The sequence below is a fragment of the Streptomyces erythrochromogenes genome, assembly GCF_040684695.1.
Lineage (GTDB): Bacteria > Actinomycetota > Actinomycetes > Streptomycetales > Streptomycetaceae > Streptomyces > Streptomyces erythrochromogenes_C.
The window spans coordinates 518,976-534,700 of the sequence record NZ_JBFBGM010000002.1; the positions used below are offsets into that span (position 1 = coordinate 518,976).

At 71.5% G+C, this 15,725-nt stretch carries 11 protein-coding genes; 6 read left to right on the forward strand and 5 right to left on the reverse strand.

The genetic code is table 11. The annotated features are described in order from the left end of the window. Nucleotides 1-44 precede the first annotated feature (44 nt). Nucleotides 45-1,040: a hypothetical protein gene (locus tag AB0O53_RS06435; RefSeq protein ID WP_365193520.1), complete on the forward strand. Its 996-nt coding sequence runs from the start codon at nt 45-47 to the stop codon at nt 1,038-1,040. Nucleotides 1,041-1,076: 36 nt separating this feature from the next. Here the strand turns inward: AB0O53_RS06435 and AB0O53_RS06440 are convergent, their stop codons facing one another. From AB0O53_RS06440 to AB0O53_RS06450, 3 genes are all read right to left on the reverse strand, one after another. Further along, nucleotides 1,077-1,892 carry a hypothetical protein gene (locus AB0O53_RS06440; protein WP_350990457.1) on the reverse strand — a complete coding sequence of 272 codons (816 nt, stop codon included), beginning with the start codon at nt 1,890-1,892 and terminating at the stop codon, nt 1,077-1,079. A gap of 148 nt (nt 1,893-2,040) precedes the next feature. Beyond that, a complete protein-coding gene (locus AB0O53_RS06445) occupies nt 2,041-3,363 on the reverse strand; it encodes a metallophosphoesterase (protein WP_403137031.1) in 1,323 nt (440 codons plus the stop codon). 230 nt (nt 3,364-3,593) lie between these two features. Then, complete coding sequence (locus AB0O53_RS06450; protein WP_030028209.1) at nt 3,594-4,709, reverse strand: LacI family DNA-binding transcriptional regulator; 1,116 nt, start codon at nt 4,707-4,709, stop codon at nt 3,594-3,596. Between the two features lie 361 nt (nt 4,710-5,070). On the opposite strand from AB0O53_RS06450, the gene hisC reads away from it, so the two are divergent. Then, nucleotides 5,071-6,150, forward strand: a complete 1,080-nt coding sequence (hisC, locus tag AB0O53_RS06455) for a histidinol-phosphate transaminase (RefSeq protein ID WP_365193522.1) — start codon at nt 5,071-5,073, stop codon at nt 6,148-6,150. Between the two features lie 122 nt (nt 6,151-6,272). Here hisC and AB0O53_RS06460 read toward each other — a convergent pair whose 3' ends face one another. After that, nucleotides 6,273-6,641: a cyclophilin-like fold protein gene (locus AB0O53_RS06460; protein WP_365193525.1), complete on the reverse strand. Its 369-nt coding sequence runs from the start codon at nt 6,639-6,641 to the stop codon at nt 6,273-6,275. Nucleotides 6,642-6,830: 189 nt separating this feature from the next. Between AB0O53_RS06460 and AB0O53_RS06465 the strand changes: the two genes are divergently transcribed. The 4 genes from AB0O53_RS06465 (at nt 6,831) to AB0O53_RS06480 (ending at nt 14,772) form a co-directional block, all read left to right on the forward strand. Then, entirely contained in the window at nt 6,831-8,336 is a 1,506-nt protein-coding gene (locus AB0O53_RS06465; RefSeq protein WP_350990463.1) for a cytochrome ubiquinol oxidase subunit I, read from the forward strand. Between the two features lie 18 nt (nt 8,337-8,354). Then, the gene (gene cydB / locus AB0O53_RS06470; RefSeq protein ID WP_350990465.1) at nt 8,355-9,356 is read left to right on the forward strand and encodes a cytochrome d ubiquinol oxidase subunit II; all 1,002 of its coding nucleotides are present in this window, start codon (nt 8,355-8,357) and stop codon (nt 9,354-9,356) included. Nucleotides 9,357-9,438: 82 nt separating this feature from the next. Then, complete coding sequence (gene cydD, locus AB0O53_RS06475; protein ID WP_365193527.1) at nt 9,439-12,996, forward strand: thiol reductant ABC exporter subunit CydD; 3,558 nt, start codon at nt 9,439-9,441, stop codon at nt 12,994-12,996. 81 nt (nt 12,997-13,077) lie between these two features. Continuing rightward, on the forward strand, nt 13,078-14,772 hold the full coding sequence (locus AB0O53_RS06480; protein WP_350990620.1) for a GAF domain-containing sensor histidine kinase: 1,695 nt from the start codon (nt 13,078-13,080) through the stop codon (nt 14,770-14,772). A gap of 26 nt (nt 14,773-14,798) precedes the next feature. Here AB0O53_RS06480 and AB0O53_RS06485 read toward each other — a convergent pair whose 3' ends face one another. Further along, a complete protein-coding gene (locus AB0O53_RS06485; protein ID WP_365193530.1) occupies nt 14,799-15,686 on the reverse strand; it encodes a Cof-type HAD-IIB family hydrolase in 888 nt (295 codons plus the stop codon). Between the last annotated feature and the right edge of the window lie 39 nt (nt 15,687-15,725).

Sequence of the window (15,725 nt, forward strand, 5' to 3'; positions counted from 1 at the left end):
CCATCGCGGATCGTTCGATTCGGTTTCGAGAAGGAGCGGCGTATATGAGCATCGAGAGCAGGGCCAGGTCGCCTCTGGGCCCGCTGCCCCGGCGGAGCAGCTGGCTGGCGGGAGGCACGCTGGCATCACTCGCCCTGGTGATGGTCGGGGTCGCCAGTCCGGCCGTCGCCACCGCGCAGAACGTCCAGGCGGCCGAGAGGGTCCGGGCGGCGCAGGAGGCGGGCGGCGGGAGCGACTGCACGACGAACAACAACAAGAAGAAGCAGCAGAGTCCAAGAGCGGCGGAGGAGGCCCAGGCGGGCCCACGCGGCGGCGACAAGTGCCAGGGCCAGCGGGGCCCGACGGGTCCCACGGGCCCCCGTGGTCCGCGGGGCAAGGACGGCGAGGACGGTCAGGACGGTCAGGACGGCGCGACGGGTGCGACCGGTGCCACGGGCGCGACGGGAGCGACGGGAGCCACGGGTGCGACCGGCGCGACGGGCGTCGGCACCCCGGGCGCGACCGGTGCCACGGGTGCGACGGGTGCGACCGGTGCGACGGGCGTCGGCACTCCGGGCGCGACCGGTGCCACGGGAGCGACCGGAGCCACGGGCGCGACGGGTGCCACCGGCGCCACGGGCGCGGGTGCCTGCGTGGACGTCGACGCCGTACGGGACAACAACGACCGCGAGTTCAAGGCGGCCCTCACCCCCGACGGCATCGCGTACGCCGGTGTTCGCGAGGTCCAGAACACCACGGTGGGGAACTGGACCTGGTACGACCTCACCACCAACGAGGAGGGCGACTATCCGACCGGAGCCTGTGGGATTTCCATCGCCCACCAGGCCAACCGGCTGGAGATCGAGGTGATCACCCAGGCCGGCGTGATCTGGGACACCTTCTGCGACGTCAATCCGGGCACTCCTGACACCCTCACGTGCAACGGGGTGTGGAACGAAGCGGTACCGCAGCCCAGCCCGGGCGACCCGCCGCCGCTGCGCGCCCACCCGCAGCCGATCCGGCCCATGGACCCCAACCACCTGCCGAAGGCCCTGAAGTAGGGCGCCGGGCCGGCCGGAGGGCGTGATGCCGAGCGTCTAGTCCGGCCGGTGCTCGGGGCCGCCGAAGTCCGGGCTCGTGAAGTCCGGCGGCGTGTAGCCGGGCGGGGATCCCTGAGACGGGGTTCCCGGACTGGTGAAGTCGGGCCGGGTGTACCCCAGACTGGGGATGCGCCCGGCCCCCGGCGTGCGGGGGGTCGGGAAGCCCGGGCCGGCACTCGGATCGGCCAGCGCGTCCCGGAGGAACGGGATGATGCCGCGCTCCAGCAGGGCGTGGCGCCAGGCCTCGCGGGCCCGCGCCACCTCGTCGGGTATCGCCTCGGTCTCGTCCGCCGCCACCTCGGTCGCACTGTTGCGGACCGCCGTGACCAGCAGCCCGATCACGGCGAAGAGCAGGGCCGCCGCGGTGAGCGCCCCGAAGAGCCAACCCGCCGTCAGCATGGTCTGGGCGAAGGCCGGTTCGGGTTCGATCATCTTCAGGATGTAGCCGACGAGCAGGAAGATCAGCATGGCGGTGCCCGCCAGGACCGGTGCGAGGACCGCGACCACGGCGCTGACGCCCGCGCCGCTGCCGCTGTGGCTGTCATCCTCGTCCCCCGTCGTACCGGGTGCGGAGAGTGCCTCGTCGCGTCGTTCCTCGCGGACCTTCACGTAGTGGACGTACTCGGCGGCCGCCGCGGCCGCCAGCAGGGCGCTGGCGCCCTGGGCCATGGTGCGCAGCTGTTCTGCGTTCAGCCGCTCGCCGAGTGTGGCGAGTTCGGGCCGTTCGCTCGCTGCGCGCAGTGCTTCGTCGATGAGCCGGTCGAACTCGGGTCGGTCTTCGGTCAGCAGGTGCGGAGCGCTGGTCATGTGCATCCCCCGATGCTCCGTAGAAGCCGGTTTTCCCGCGTAGACCCGGGCGCCGGCCGAAACGGAGGAGAGCCTGCTACGGATAGAGCGATGGTAGAGCGCCCACACCACGCCGTGACAGGGGCTTTCCGGAAATACCCCTCTGCGTAAGCTCTCAGTCGCTCAGCGGAAGCCGTACGACGAGCAGCTTGCCGGCCATCGTCACGCCGCCGTCCATCGCGATGGCGAGCCCGTCGGCGTAGACGTGCGGGCCGTCCACGGCCTCCGGGCCGCGGGACTCGTCGCCGTCCTCGGTGCCCACTTCGCCGAGCAGGTACGGGATGGGGCTGTGGCCGTGCACGACGCGGCTGCCGCCGTAGGTGTCGAGCAGTTCGCGGACGGCCTGCGGGCCGGTCTCCTCGTCGCGGAACGCGAAGCGCTTGGTGAACTTCCGGAAGAGGTCCCAGGTGATGTCGACGTCGCCCCGGTTGAGGAGCTCGTGGATGGTGTCGTTGACGTCCTCGATGGAGTCGCCGTAGTCGAGGTAGGCCGTGGTGTCGGAGTGCAGCAGCAGGTGGCCCTCCTCCAGAACGGCCGCGTCGAGCCGCGACATCCACTGGATGTGCACGTCCTGCAGGCGCTCCATGTCGGTGCGCTGGCCGCCGTTGAGGAGCCAGGCGGCCTGGAAGGTGGCGGTGCCGGCACCGGAGACGACCGGGGTGTCCCCGAACCGCTTGGCGCCGATGAGCAGCAGCTCGTGATTGCCCATCAGGGCCTTGCAGTAGCCGCCGGCGGCGGCCGCCTCGGCGGACAGCCGCATGACGAGGTCGATGACGCCGATGCCGTCGGGGCCGCGGTCGGTGAAGTCGCCGAGGAACCAGAGCCGGGCGTTGCCGGCGGACCAGCGGTTCTCCGCGTCGATCAGGCCCTGGGCGCGCAGTTCGGTGACGAGCTCGTCGAGGTAGCCGTGGACGTCGCCGACGACGTACAGCGGGCCGGGGCCCGCGGTGTCCTGCGGGACGTACTGGACCTGGACGGTGTCGCCGGGGCCGCCGAGCGGACTGCGTCCGATGACGGGCAGGTCCCGGTAGGTCGGGGTGTAGCCCTCGAGGTCGTCCTCCTCGGGGCCCTGGGGCGTCGCAGGCACCGGTTCGGCGTCGGAGGGCGCGTCGGCGTGTGCGCCGGGGTGCGGGAGGCCCTGGAGGCGCCCGTGCGGGTGCTCCTCGTGGCGCGGGTCCTGCCGCGGGTCCTGACGCGGATCGTGGTGCGGGACCGGCGGCGCGGGAGCCGCGGGCGGCTGCGGCGCGTAGCCGGGCTGCGGCGGCACGACGGCCTGCGCGGCGTCCTCGTAGTACGCGGGGTACTCGCCGTACACGGGGGCCTCGGCGGGCAGACCGGTGGATACGGCGTACGGAGCAGCGGGTTCGGTGACTGGCACCCGGAAGTCCCGCAGCGTTTCCGTCCGCATCGCGGGTCCCTGACCGGCCCCCTGAGTCATCGACCCCTCCACCACCGTCGCGCTGCCGTACACCTGCGGACCCTCCTGACCTCCGGGGAGGAGGGTCCGTGATGTCGTGCGCCCATCATAGGAATGCGGCTCGCGCTCTGTGACGCACCAGGGGTGGTGAATCCTTTGCGGAGCGTATCGTTCCTACCGTTTTTGCCCGATATTGCCGTTGCTGAAATCCTGGACAGGCCGCGGATCGGGCCGACCGGACGGTCTGCCGGTCAGTCCTGGGCCGGAGATCGGGGTGGGCTGACGGTCGTTCGGGGCTGCCTGCGCTGCGACGAGGTACGGATGATCAGCTCGGTCGGGACGACCTGTTCGACCGGTCGTCCGGTGTCCACGCCCTCGATCGCGTCGATGAGCAGCTGTACGACGGCGGTGCCGATGCGGCGCGGTTTGAGCGACAGGGTGGTGATGGGCGGCTCGGTGTTGGCGTACACGGTGGACTCGCTGCAGCAGACGAGCAGCAGGTCCTCGGGGACGCGCAGCCCGTAGCGGCGGGCGGCGGCGAGCAGGTCGGTGCCGTTGGGGTCGAAGAGCCCGTACACGGCGTCGGGGCGGTCGGGGCGGGCCAGGAGCCGGTCGGCGGCGACGGCGCCCGCGCACGGGTCGTGGGCGGGGTAGGACTCGTAGACCGGGTCCTGGCCGACGCGCTCGCACCAGTTGAGGTAGGCCGTGGTGGACAGGCGGGTGTAGGTGTCGGTGGTGGTGCCGGTCAGCAGCCCGATCCGGCGGGCGCCGGCCGCGGCGAGGTGGTCGAGGAGGCCCAGTACGGCGGCCTCGTGGTCGTTGTCGACCCATGCGGTCACGGGGAGGGAGCCGGCGGGCCGGCCGTCGGAGACCACGGGGAGGCCCTGGCGGACCAGCTCGGTGACGACGGGATCGTGGTCGGAGGGGTCGATGACGACGGTGCCGTCGAGGGCGACGTTGGACCACACGTCGTGGCGGGAGGTGGCGGGGAGGATGACGAGGGCGTATCCGCGGGCCAGCGCCGCCGAGGTGGCGGCCCGGGCCATCTCGGCGAAGTAGGCGAATTCGGTGAAGGTGAAAGGTTCATCCCCGTACGTCGTCACGGTCAGGCCGATGAGGCCGGACTTGCCGGTACGGAGGGTGCGGGCGGCGGCCGACGGGCGGTAGCCCAGCCGGTCGGCGACCTCGCGAACGTGGCGGCGGGTGGCGTCGGGCAGCCGTCCCTTGCCATTGAGCGCGTCGGAGACGGTCGTGATGGAGACGCCCGCTGCGGCGGCCACGTCCCTGATGCCGGCCCGGCCCTGTCGGCCGGCGGCCCGCCGGGTGGTCTCGGTCCGGCTCACCTGATGCTTCCCTGCTGCTGTCATGGCGAGCCGATAGTAGGGCTCGGCGGGGTGCTCGGTCCGGGTGCATATGCACGCGTTGACAGGCACGTTTCTGCATGGTTCGCCACCCCCAATGACCTTGGAAATGAAGGAATTTGATGTCTGGGTCGGGTGGTGGGGCTTGTCGGCGGGTCCGGGCATGCCAAACCGGCGTGGTTTCGGGCCGGTCTCAACTCACCTGCACGAGGGATGCGCGCCACGGCGCGGGCCACCGGCGCGCGCATATATGCGTGCGCTCCCCCTCATTCCAGGCGCCCCCATTCTCGGAAGGGCGGAATCCTCATAAGGTGAGCAGTATTGAGTCGACGGCGACGTCGTACGGGACGGTCGAGGAGGACCTGCGGTGAGCGAGAACAGCCCGAAGCTGCGCGCCGAGCTGGACGGCATTCCGACATACAAGCCCGGCAAGCCGGCCGCCGCGGGCGGGCCCGTCGCGTACAAGCTGTCCTCGAACGAGAACCCGTACCCGCCGCTGCCGGGCGTGCTCGAGAGCGCCGTCACGGCGGCCGGGAACTTCAACCGGTACCCCGACATGGCCTGCACCGGCCTGGTGAACGAGATCGCCGAGCGGTTCGGCGTGCCCGTCGAGCACGTGGCCACCGGCACGGGCTCGGTGGGCGTGGCCCAGTCGCTGATCCAGTCCACCGCCGGCCCGGGCGACGAGGTCATGTACGCCTGGCGCTCCTTCGAGGCGTACCCGATCATCACGCAGATCTCGGGCGCGACCTCGGTGCAGGTCCCGCTGACCGACGGCGACGTGCACGACCTGGACGCCATGGCCGCGGCGATCACCGAGCGGACCCGCCTGATCTTCGTCTGCAACCCGAACAACCCCACCGGCACCGCCGTGCGCCGGGCCGAACTGGAGCGGTTCCTGGACCGGGTGCCCTCGGACGTGCTGGTGGTCCTGGACGAGGCGTACCGCGAGTTCGTGCGGGACACCGACGTCCCGGACGGCATCGAGCTCTACCGCGACCGCCCCAACGTCGCCGTGCTGCGTACGTTCTCCAAGGCGTACGGCCTCGCCGGCCTGCGGGTCGGCTTCGCGGTCGCGCACGAGCGGGTGGCGGCGGCGCTGCGCAAGACGGCGGTGCCCTTCGGTGTCAGCCAGCTCGCGCAGGACGCGGCGGTGGCCTCGCTGCGCGCCGAGGACGAGCTGATGGGCCGGGTCGGGGCGCTGGTGGGTGAGCGTGCGCGGGTCCACGAGACGCTGCTGGCGCAGGGCTGGACCGTGCCGGACACACAGGCGAACTTCGTGTGGCTGCGCCTCGGCGAGCGGACCGTGGATTTCGCGGCCGCCTGCGAGAAGGCCGGTGTGGTGGTCCGGCCCTTCGCGGGTGAGGGCCTCCGGGTCACGATCGGCGAGCCCGAGGCGAACGACCTCTTCCTGCACACGGCGGGGGCGTTCTTCAAGGAGCTCTAGGCTCCGGGGCGCGAACGCGAACGCGAATGCGCGAATCCGCGAATCCGCGAACGCGGACTGCAGGGAGGACTGCAGGGAGTACTGCCGCGCGGAACGGTGCGCGGACGGGTGGGGCGGGAGCGTCAGGCCCGTTCCACGCGGACGGGGTCGCCGTCGCGGACGGTGGACAGCAGGCGGGGGTCGCCGTCGAACGAGCCGAGCACGTTGCACGGGCTCGCCAGGCGGCTCTCGCCCCCGCGCGAGATGGGCGTCGGGCCGTAGGGCAGCGCGAGGGCGTCGCCCTCGGTCCAGAACGCGACCGTGCCGGGTTCGACCACCTGGCGGGCGTCGTCCTCCAGGGCCACGGAGATGCCGGTGTCGAAGTAGACCTCCTCGCCCCACGTGTTCGCGGAGGCGGAGATCGGAAGGGCCTCGGCCAGCGCCTTGCTGGTCGGGGTCTCGTCGAGGGTTGCGGTGAGCTGGCCCGAAGGCCAGGAGATTCGAATCTGCATGAGCCGCATTCAACAATCTGTTGAATCGATTGGCTAGAGGGGTACCCCGCGTGAAGGCGGCCGAAAGTCGTGCGCCATAATGCTTGTGAATGTGAACGCGTTCACAAGCGTGTCGGCTTCCTCCCGTATTGGGCGGGCTCAGGAGTCAGACTCCCCCTGTGATCACGGCGACACGAAGGAGACGAGGACGTGGACCTGGCTCTGGCGCCAGAAACCCTGGCGCGATGGCAGTTCGGCATCACCACCGTCTATCACTTCCTCTTCGTGCCCTTGACGATCTCGCTCGCCGCTCTCACGGCCGGCCTGCAGACCGCCTGGGTGCGCACCGAGAAGGAGAAGTACCTCAGGGCCACCAAGTTCTGGGGAAAGCTTTTCTTGATCAATATCGCGATGGGTGTCGTCACCGGCATCGTCCAGGAGTTCCAGTTCGGCATGAACTGGTCCGACTACTCGCGGTTCGTGGGTGACATCTTCGGCGCCCCCCTCGCCTTCGAAGCGCTGATCGCCTTCTTCTTCGAGTCCACCTTCATCGGGCTGTGGATCTTCGGCTGGGACAAGCTGCCCAAGAAGATCCACCTGGCCTGCATCTGGATGGTGTCCATCGGCACCGTCCTGTCCGCCTACTTCATCCTGGCGGCCAATTCCTGGATGCAGCACCCGGTCGGATACCGGATCAACGAGGAGCGGGGCCGGGCCGAGCTCACCGACTTCTGGCTGGTGCTCACCCAGAACACCGCGCTCACCCAGTTCTTCCACACGATTACGGCCGCCTTCCTCGTCGGCGGTGCGTTCATGGCCGGCATCTCCGCCTACCACCTGGCGCGCAAGAAGCACGTCCCCGTGATGCGCAGCTCGCTGCGCCTGGGCCTCGTGGTGCTGATCATCGCCGGCCTGGGCACCGCGATCAGCGGTGACCTGCTCGGCAAGGTCATGTTCAAGCAGCAGCCCATGAAGATGGCCGCCGCCGAGGCCCTCTGGGACGGCGAGGCACCCGCGCCCTTCTCCGTCTTCGCCTACGGAGACGTCGACAAGGGCCACAACAAGGTGGCCATAGAGATCCCGGGCCTGCTGTCCTTCCTGGCCAACGACGACTTCACCTCCTTCGTCCCCGGCATCAACGACATCAACAAGGCCGAGCAGGAGAAGTTCGGGCCGGGCGACTACCGGCCCAACATCCCCGTCGCCTACTGGGGCTTCCGCTGGATGATCGGCTTCGGCATGGCCTCGCTCGGCGTGGGCGTGCTGGGGCTCTGGCTGACCCGCAAGAAGTTCCTGCTGCCGCCGGGGCTGCGCACCGGGGAGGACGAGGTCCCCAACCTGGTGCTCTTCAAGAAGGCGCTGAGCCCCAAGATCGGCAACCTCTACTGGATGGTCGCCCTCTGGACCACGGGCTTCCCGCTCATCGCCAGCTCCTGGGGCTGGATCTTCACCGAGATGGGCCGTCAGCCCTGGGTGGTCTACGGAGTCCTGCGCACCCGCGACGCGGTCTCGCCGCACGTCTCCCAGGCCGAGGTGCTCACCTCGATGATCGGCTTCACCCTGCTCTACGCCGTGCTCGCCGTGATCGAGGTCAGGCTCCTGGTCAAGTACGTCAAGCTCGGCCCGCCGGAGCTCACCGAGGCCGACCTCAACCCGCCCACCAAGATCGGCGGGGACGACAAGAACCCCGACCGGCCGATGGCCTTCTCGTACTGAGGCTGAGGAGAACGCACCATGGAGCTCCACGACGTCTGGTTCGTGCTGATCGCCGTCCTGTGGATCGGCTACTTCTTCCTGGAGGGCTTCGACTTCGGCATCGGCGTGCTGACCAAGCTGCTCGCCCGCGACCGTACGGAGAAGCGGGTCCTGATCAACACGATCGGGCCCGTGTGGGACGGCAACGAGGTCTGGCTGCTCACGGCCGGCGGTGCGACCTTCGCCGCCTTCCCCGACTGGTACGCCACCCTCTTCTCCGGCTTCTACCTGCCGCTGCTGCTCATCCTGGTCTGCCTGATCATCCGGGGTGTGGCCTTCGAGTACCGGCACAAGCGCCCCGAGGAGAGCTGGCAGGCCAACTGGGAACACGCGATCTTCTGGACCTCCCTGATCCCCGCCTTCCTGTGGGGTGTGGCCTTCGCCAACATCGTGCGCGGAGTGAAGATCGACCAGAACAAGGAGTACGTCGGCAGCTTCCTCGACCTGCTCAACGTCTACTCGATCCTCGGCGGGCTGGTCACCCTCACGCTGTTCACCTTCCACGGTGCGGTCTTCGCCTCGCTCAAGACCGTCGGTGACATCCGGGACCGGGCGCGCAGGACGGCGACCGTGCTGGGCCTCGTCACCGCTGTGCTGGCGCTGGTCTTCCTCATCTGGACGCAGGTCTCGCGCGGCGACGGGCAGAGCCTGATCGCGATGGCCGTCGCGGTGCTGGCCCTGCTCGGGGCGCTCGGCTTCAACCTGGCGGGCCGTGAGGGCTGGTCGTTCGCGCTGTCCGGGATCACCATCGCGGCGGCCGTCGCGATGCTCTTCCTGACGCTCTTCCCGAACGTGATGCCCTCCTCGCTGGACCCGGCCTGGAGCCTCACGGTCACCAACGCCTCGTCCAGCCCGTACACGCTGAAGATCATGACCTGGTGTGCCGCGGTGGCCACCCCGCTCGTGCTGCTCTACCAGGGCTGGACGTACTGGGTGTTCCGCAAGCGGATCGGGACGCAGCACATCGTCGACGCGCACTGAGCCCCGTGCCGGTGGACGCGCCCGTGTCCTCGCGCCCCTTGACCCGCCGGCCCGGCCGGCCCTCCCCCGGAGGATGTTTCACGTGAAACCGATCGACCCGCGCCTGCTCCGGTACGCCCGGTCCACCCGCCTCTTCCTGGGGGCGGTGGTGGCCCTGGGGCTTGCCGGGGCGGGGCTGGTCGTCGGTCAGGCGATGCTCCTCGCCGAGATCGTGGTCGGCGCCTTCGAGCAGGGTCTCGACGGCGCGGCGCTCCGTACGCCGCTGCTGCTGCTCGCGGCGGTGGCGCTCGGCCGGGCCCTGATCACATGGCTGACCGAGCTGGCAGCGCACCGTGCCAGTGCGGCGGTCAAGTCGGAACTGCGGGGCCGGCTGCTGGACCGGGCCGCGGAGCTCGGGCCCGCGCGTCCGGGCGGACAGCGGACCGGATCCCTGGTGTCGCTGGCCACCCGGGGCGTGGACGCGCTCGACGACTACTTCTCCCGCTATCTGCCCCAGTTGGGGCTCGCGGTCGTGGTGCCGGTGGCGGTGCTCGCCCGCATCGTCACCGAGGACTGGGTGTCGGCGGCCATCATCGTGGTCACCCTCCCCCTCATCCCGGTGTTCATGGTCCTCATCGGTATGGCCACGCAGTCCCGGATGGACCGCCAGTGGCGGCTCCTGTCGCGGCTGTCGGGGCACTTCCTCGACGTGGTCGCCGGTCTTCCCACGCTGAAGGTCTTCGGGCGGGCCAAGGCGCAGGCCGAGTCGATCCGCAAGATCACAGACGACTACCGGCGGGCGACGATGCGGACGCTGCGCATCGCCTTCCTCTCGTCCTTCGCCCTGGAACTGCTGGCGACCCTGTCGGTCGCGCTGGTGGCCGTGACCATCGGCATGCGGCTGGTCCACGGTGAACTCGACCTCTACACGGGCCTGGTCATCCTGATCCTGGCGCCCGAGGCCTACCTGCCGCTGCGGCAGGTGGGAGCGCAGTACCACGCGGCCGCGGAGGGGCTGGCGGCCGCCGAGGAGATCTTCGAGGTCCTGGAGGCTCCCGCCGCCGGCCCGGCCGGTACGGCGCAGCTGCCGGGCGGCGCTCCCCTGCGGATCGAGATCGACGGGGTCGCCGTCCGCTACGAGGGCCGCGACGAGGACTCGCCCCGGCCCGTTTCGCTGACGGTCGGCCCGGGGGAGTGCGTGGCCCTCACCGGCCCGAGCGGGGCCGGCAAGTCCACGCTGCTCCAGGTGCTGCTGGGGTTCGTGCGGCCGACCGCCGGGCAGGTGCGGATCGCCGGCGTGGACCTGGCCGAGCTGTCGCCGGAGCACTGGCGGGAGCGGATCGCCTGGGTGCCGCAGCGGCCTCACCTGTTCGCCGGCACCGTCGCCGAGAACGTACGGCTGGCCCGGCCCGCAGCCGGTGACGGCGAGGTGACCGCCGCCCTGAAGGACGCCGGCGCCTGGGAGTTCGTGTCCGCTCTGCCGCGCGGGGCCGAGACCCTGCTGGGCGAGGGCGGCGTGGGGCTGTCCGCGGGACAGCGCCAGCGGCTGGCGCTGGCGCGGGCCTTCCTGGCGGACCGGCCGGTGCTGCTGCTGGACGAGCCGACCGCGGCGCTGGACGGCGAGACCGAGGCCGGGATCGTGGACGCCGTGCGGCGGCTCTCGGCGGGACGGACGGTGCTGCTGGTCGTGCACCGGCCGGCCCTGCTCGCCGTCGCGGACCGGGTGGTCCGCATGACGGCCGGCCCCGTCCCGGACGGGTCCGTCGCGCTCCCCCGCGCCGCGGTGCCCGCGCCGGGCACCGCGGAGCCGGCCGCCGGCGAGCTGGGACCCGACGCCGGGGAGTGGATCCTCGGGGCGGCTTCCGAACGGGTGCGGCCCGGCGGGGCCCCCTCCGACGCGCGCGGGGCCGATCCGCTGCGCCGGGTGCGGGCGGTGGCCCGGGCGTGGCAGGGGCGGTTCAGGCTGGGGCTGCTGCTCGGGGCGCTGGCCGTGGGCTGCAGCGTCGGGCTGATGGCCGTGTCGGGATGGCTGATCTCCAGGGCCTCCGAACAGCCGCCCGTCCTCTATCTGATGGTCGCGGTCACCGCGACCCGGGCCTTCGGAATGGGCCGTGCCGTCTTCCGGTACGCCGAACGCCTCGTCAGTCACGACGCCGTCCTGCGGATGCTCGCCGACCTCAGGGTGTCCGTGTACCGGCGGTTGGAGCGCATCGCGCCCGCCGGGCTGCGCGAGCACCGCCGCGGGGACCTGCTGGCCCGGCTGGTCGCCGATGCCGACGCCCTGCAGGACTACTGGCTGCGCTGGCTGCTGCCCGTCGGTACCGCGGTACTCGTAGGGACCGGCTCCGTCGCCTTCACGACCTGGCTGCTGCCCGAGGCCGGAGCGGTGCTCGCCGTCGGCCTCCTCGCCGCAGGCATCGGGGTGCCGCTGGTGAGCGGCGCGTGCGCCCGCCGGGCGGAACGCAGGCTCGCGCCCGCACGGGGCGAGCTCGCCACGCGGGTGGCGGACCTGCTGACCGGTACCGCGGAGCTGACCGTGGCCGGGGCGCTGGCGGACCGCAAGGGCCGTGCCCGGGAGAGCGACCGCGTGCTGACCGGCATCGCCGCGCGGGGCGCCGCCGCGGGCGGGCTGGGCGGTGGGCTGTCCACCCTCGTCTGCGGGCTCACGGTCGTGGCCGCCGCGGCCGTCGCCGCGAACGCCGTCCACGACGGACGGCTGTCCGGGGTCGCCATGGCCGTCGCCGTCCTGACACCCCTCGCCGCCTTCGAGGCGGTGACGGGACTCCCCCTCGCCGTCCAGTACCGCCAGCGGGTGCGCCGCAGTGCCGAACGGGTCTACGAGGTCATCGACGCGCCCGTCCCCGTCGCCGAGCCGGAGCAGCCGGCCGGGGCTCCCGCCTCGCCGTTCCCGCTCAGGCTGGCCGGGCTCCGTGCCCGCCACCCGGGCCAGGAGCATGACGCGCTGCGCGGGCTGGACCTCACACTGGAAGCCGGCCGCCGCATCGCGGTCGTCGGCCCCTCGGGCTCCGGCAAGACCACGCTGGCGCAGGTCATGCTCCGTTTCCTGGACCCGGCCGAAGGCTCCTACCGACTGGGCGGCGCCGATGCGCGCACGCTCGACAGCGACGACGTACGGGCCCTCGTCGGCCTGTGCGCCCAGGACGCGCACCTCTTCGACAGCTCGGTCCGGGAGAACCTGCGGCTGGCCCGGACCGGGGCGAGCGAGGAGCAGCTGAGGGACGCGCTGGCCGCGGCCCGGCTGCTGGAGTGGGCGGACGGCCTCCAGGATGGGCTGGACACACTGGTCGGCGAGCACGGCGAGCGGATCTCGGGTGGCCAGCGCCAGCGCCTGGCCCTGGCCCGGGCGCTGTTGGCGGACTTCCCCGTGCTGGTCCTGGACGAGCCGGCCGAGCACCTGGACCTGGCCACGGCGGACGCCCTGACCGCGGACCTGCTGGCCGCGACGGAGGGCCGCACCACCGTGCTGATCACCCACCGGCTGGCCGGCCTGGAGGCGGTCGACGAGGTGCTCGTGCTGGACCGCGGCGAGATCGTGCAGCGGGGCCGGTACGCGGAGCTGGCCGCGGCCGAGGGGCCGCTGCGCCGGATGCTGGAGCGGGAGCGGGCAACGGACGGGACTTTGGCCAACTTTCCCCACTAATGGGGACTAACTACTCTCAAGGACATGTCAGCGCAGCCGTCGCAGGAATCACCGGATCCCCTCCCGGATCCGTCGCAGGGGATGCCGGAACCCCCGGTCGCCGCCACCGAGGCCACCAAGAGCCTGCACGGACTGTCCACCGAGCTCACAGCGCGGGTACCGCAGCTGCTGGAAGCGATGCGGTCGGTCGGCACCGGCCTGGAGCTGCACTCCACGCTCGACCGCATCTGCGAGACCGCGGCCGAGCTCGCGGGCGCCCGCTACGCGGCGATCGGTGTCGTCGACACGGAGGGCCGGGGGCTCTCCGACTTCGTCACCCACGGGATCAGTCCCGAGGTGGCCCGGAAGATCGGACACCGTCCGGACGGGAAGCGGGGCCTGCTCGGAGCGCTGATCTCGCACTCCGACACCGAGCGGCTCGCCGATCTGACGAAGGACCCGCGCTCGGCGGGGTTCCCGGCGCACCATCCGCCCATGAAGACCTTCCTCGGTGTCCCGATCCGGGTGCAGGGCGAGATCTTCGGCAACCTGTACCTCGCCGAGAAGAACGGCGGCGTCGAGTTCAACGACTACGACGTCCACATGGTCCGCGTGCTGGCCACCGAGGCGGGCATCGCCATCGGCAATGCCCGGCTCTACGAGGCGGCCACCCAGCGCGAGCGGTGGATCGACGGCTCGGTCGCCGTCACCACCGCCCTGCTGTCCGGCGGGGACGCCGACGACGCCCTCTCGGTGGTGGCCGAACAGGCCCGTCGGCTGGCCGACTCCGCAGCCGGGATCGTCCTGCTGCCGGCCGAAGAGGGCGGCATGGAGATCGTCGCCGTATCGGCGGAGAACCCGGCCACCTCCCTCGGGGTGGTACTCCCGGGCGACAGCCCGGTGGTCGGCCATCTGCTGCGCGGCGAGCCGGTCTTCACCGACGACGCCTCGACGGACCCCCGCATGATCAGCAGGCTCACCAGCCAGTACGGCCCCTGCATGATGCTGCCCCTGCACAGCGGCGGACGGGTGCTGGGCGCTCTGGTCACCCCGCGGGCTCGGGGCAAGCGCCCCTTCACCGAGGCCGAACGGACCCTGGCCACTCAGTTCGCCTCGCAGGCGGCGCTCGCCCTGATGATGGCCGAGGCACAACGCGACCGGGAGCGGCTGGCGGTCTTCGAGGACCGCGACCGGATCGCCCGTGACCTGCACGACCTCGTCATCCAGCGACTGTTCGCCACCGGGATGATGCTGGAGGGCGCCCAGCGCCGGTCGATCGTCCCCGAGGTCCGCGATGGCGTCGGCAAGGCCGTGGACGAGCTGGACGTCACGATCCAGGAGATCCGCACGGCGATCTTCGCACTCCAGCAGGGACCTGCGGAGGCTCCGTCCGGACTGCGCACCCGTGTCCTGAGGGAGATCAACATGGCGGCCGTCCCGCTCGGCTTCAAACCCGCGCACCGCTTCCTCGGACCCCTCGACACGGTCGTCGGCGAGCTGGTCGGCAAGAACCTGATCGCCGCGCTGCGCGAGGCGCTGTCCAACGCCTTCCGGCACGCCGACGCGTCCCGGATCGAGGTGGTCCTGGACTGCACCGTCACGCTGCCCGACGGAAGGCCCGGAGTCCGGCTGGAAGTCGCCGACGACGGGGTGGGCATCCCCGAGAGCGGTCGCCGCAGCGGCCTGCGCAACCTGCGGCGGCGGGCGGAGTCGCTGGGCGGTACGAGTTCCTACGGCCCGGGCATCGGGGAGGACGGCGGCGGGACCACCCTGGTGTGGGAGGCCCCGCTCCAGTAGCGCCGACAAGATCCGGAAGAGGCGGGCTAGGCCTGGTGGCCTGCGAGGCGTTCGGCCAGGATGCGCTCGATGACGAGGGCGACCCCGTCCTCGTTGTTGGCGACCGTACGCCCGGACGCGGCCGCGATCACGTCGGGATGGGCGTTGCCCATCGCGTAGGAGGTGCCGGCCCAGCTGAGCATCTCCACGTCGTTCGGCATGTCCCCGAAGGCGACGACCTCGGCGGGGGAGATGCCCCGCTCGGCGCAGCACAGGGCCAGGGTGCTCGCCTTGGACACACCGTGCCCGCTGACCTCCAGCAGGGAGGTGGGGCTGGACCGGGTGATCGACGCGTATGCGCCGGCGGCCGTGCGGGCCAGGGTGAGGAACTCGTCCGGGGCGATCTCGGAGTGGTGCGCCAGCAGCTTGAGAACGGGTGCGGCACCTTTGCCCGTGTTCTCGTGCAGCAGCTGCTCGGCGGTCGCGAGCTTGGCGCCCGGATCCTTGAAGAAGGGCGGGTAGGCCGGCTCGTAGTTGATGCCGGTGGTCAGCTCGACCGCGAAGGACGTGCCGGGTGCCGCCGCGCGCAAGGCTTCGACGACGGAGAGTGCTGCCACCCTGGGGAGGTCCCTGACCTGCACGAACTCCCGTCCTGCGTGCAGGTCGACCACCGCCGCGCCGTTGGCGCAGATCGCGAGGCCGTGGCCGTGGACGTGGTCGGCGACCACGTCCATCCACCGGGCGGGTCGGCCGGTCACGAAGAAGACCTCGATTCCCGCCTCCTCCGCGGCAGCGAGCGCGGCGACGGTGCGCGGCGAGACGGACTGGTCATCGCGCAGCAGAGTGCCGTCGAGGTCGGTGGCGATGAGCCGGGGCGTGGGGGTTTGCCCGTCCGGGCGCTGAGGAGCCGAGGTCACGGCTCCATCTTCGCCCATGGGAGGGGAGCGCCGGACCATGATCAAGCCAGGCTGCCG

Coding starts and splice junctions, on each gene's coding strand:
- AB0O53_RS06435 (WP_365193520.1), top strand. CDS start 45: ATGAGCATCGAGAGCAGGGCCAGGTCGCCTCTGGGCCCGCTGCCCCGG.
- AB0O53_RS06440 (WP_350990457.1), bottom strand. CDS start 1,892: ATGCACATGACCAGCGCTCCGCACCTGCTGACCGAAGACCGACCCGAG.
- AB0O53_RS06445 (WP_403137031.1), bottom strand. CDS start 3,363: ATGACTCAGGGGGCCGGTCAGGGACCCGCGATGCGGACGGAAACGCTG.
- AB0O53_RS06450 (WP_030028209.1), bottom strand. CDS start 4,709: ATGACAGCAGCAGGGAAGCATCAGGTGAGCCGGACCGAGACCACCCGG.
- AB0O53_RS06460 (WP_365193525.1), bottom strand. CDS start 6,641: ATGCAGATTCGAATCTCCTGGCCTTCGGGCCAGCTCACCGCAACCCTC.
- cydB (WP_350990465.1), top strand. CDS start 8,355: ATGGAGCTCCACGACGTCTGGTTCGTGCTGATCGCCGTCCTGTGGATC.
- AB0O53_RS06480 (WP_350990620.1), top strand. CDS start 13,078: ATGCCGGAACCCCCGGTCGCCGCCACCGAGGCCACCAAGAGCCTGCAC.
- AB0O53_RS06485 (WP_365193530.1), bottom strand. CDS start 15,686: ATGGGCGAAGATGGAGCCGTGACCTCGGCTCCTCAGCGCCCGGACGGG.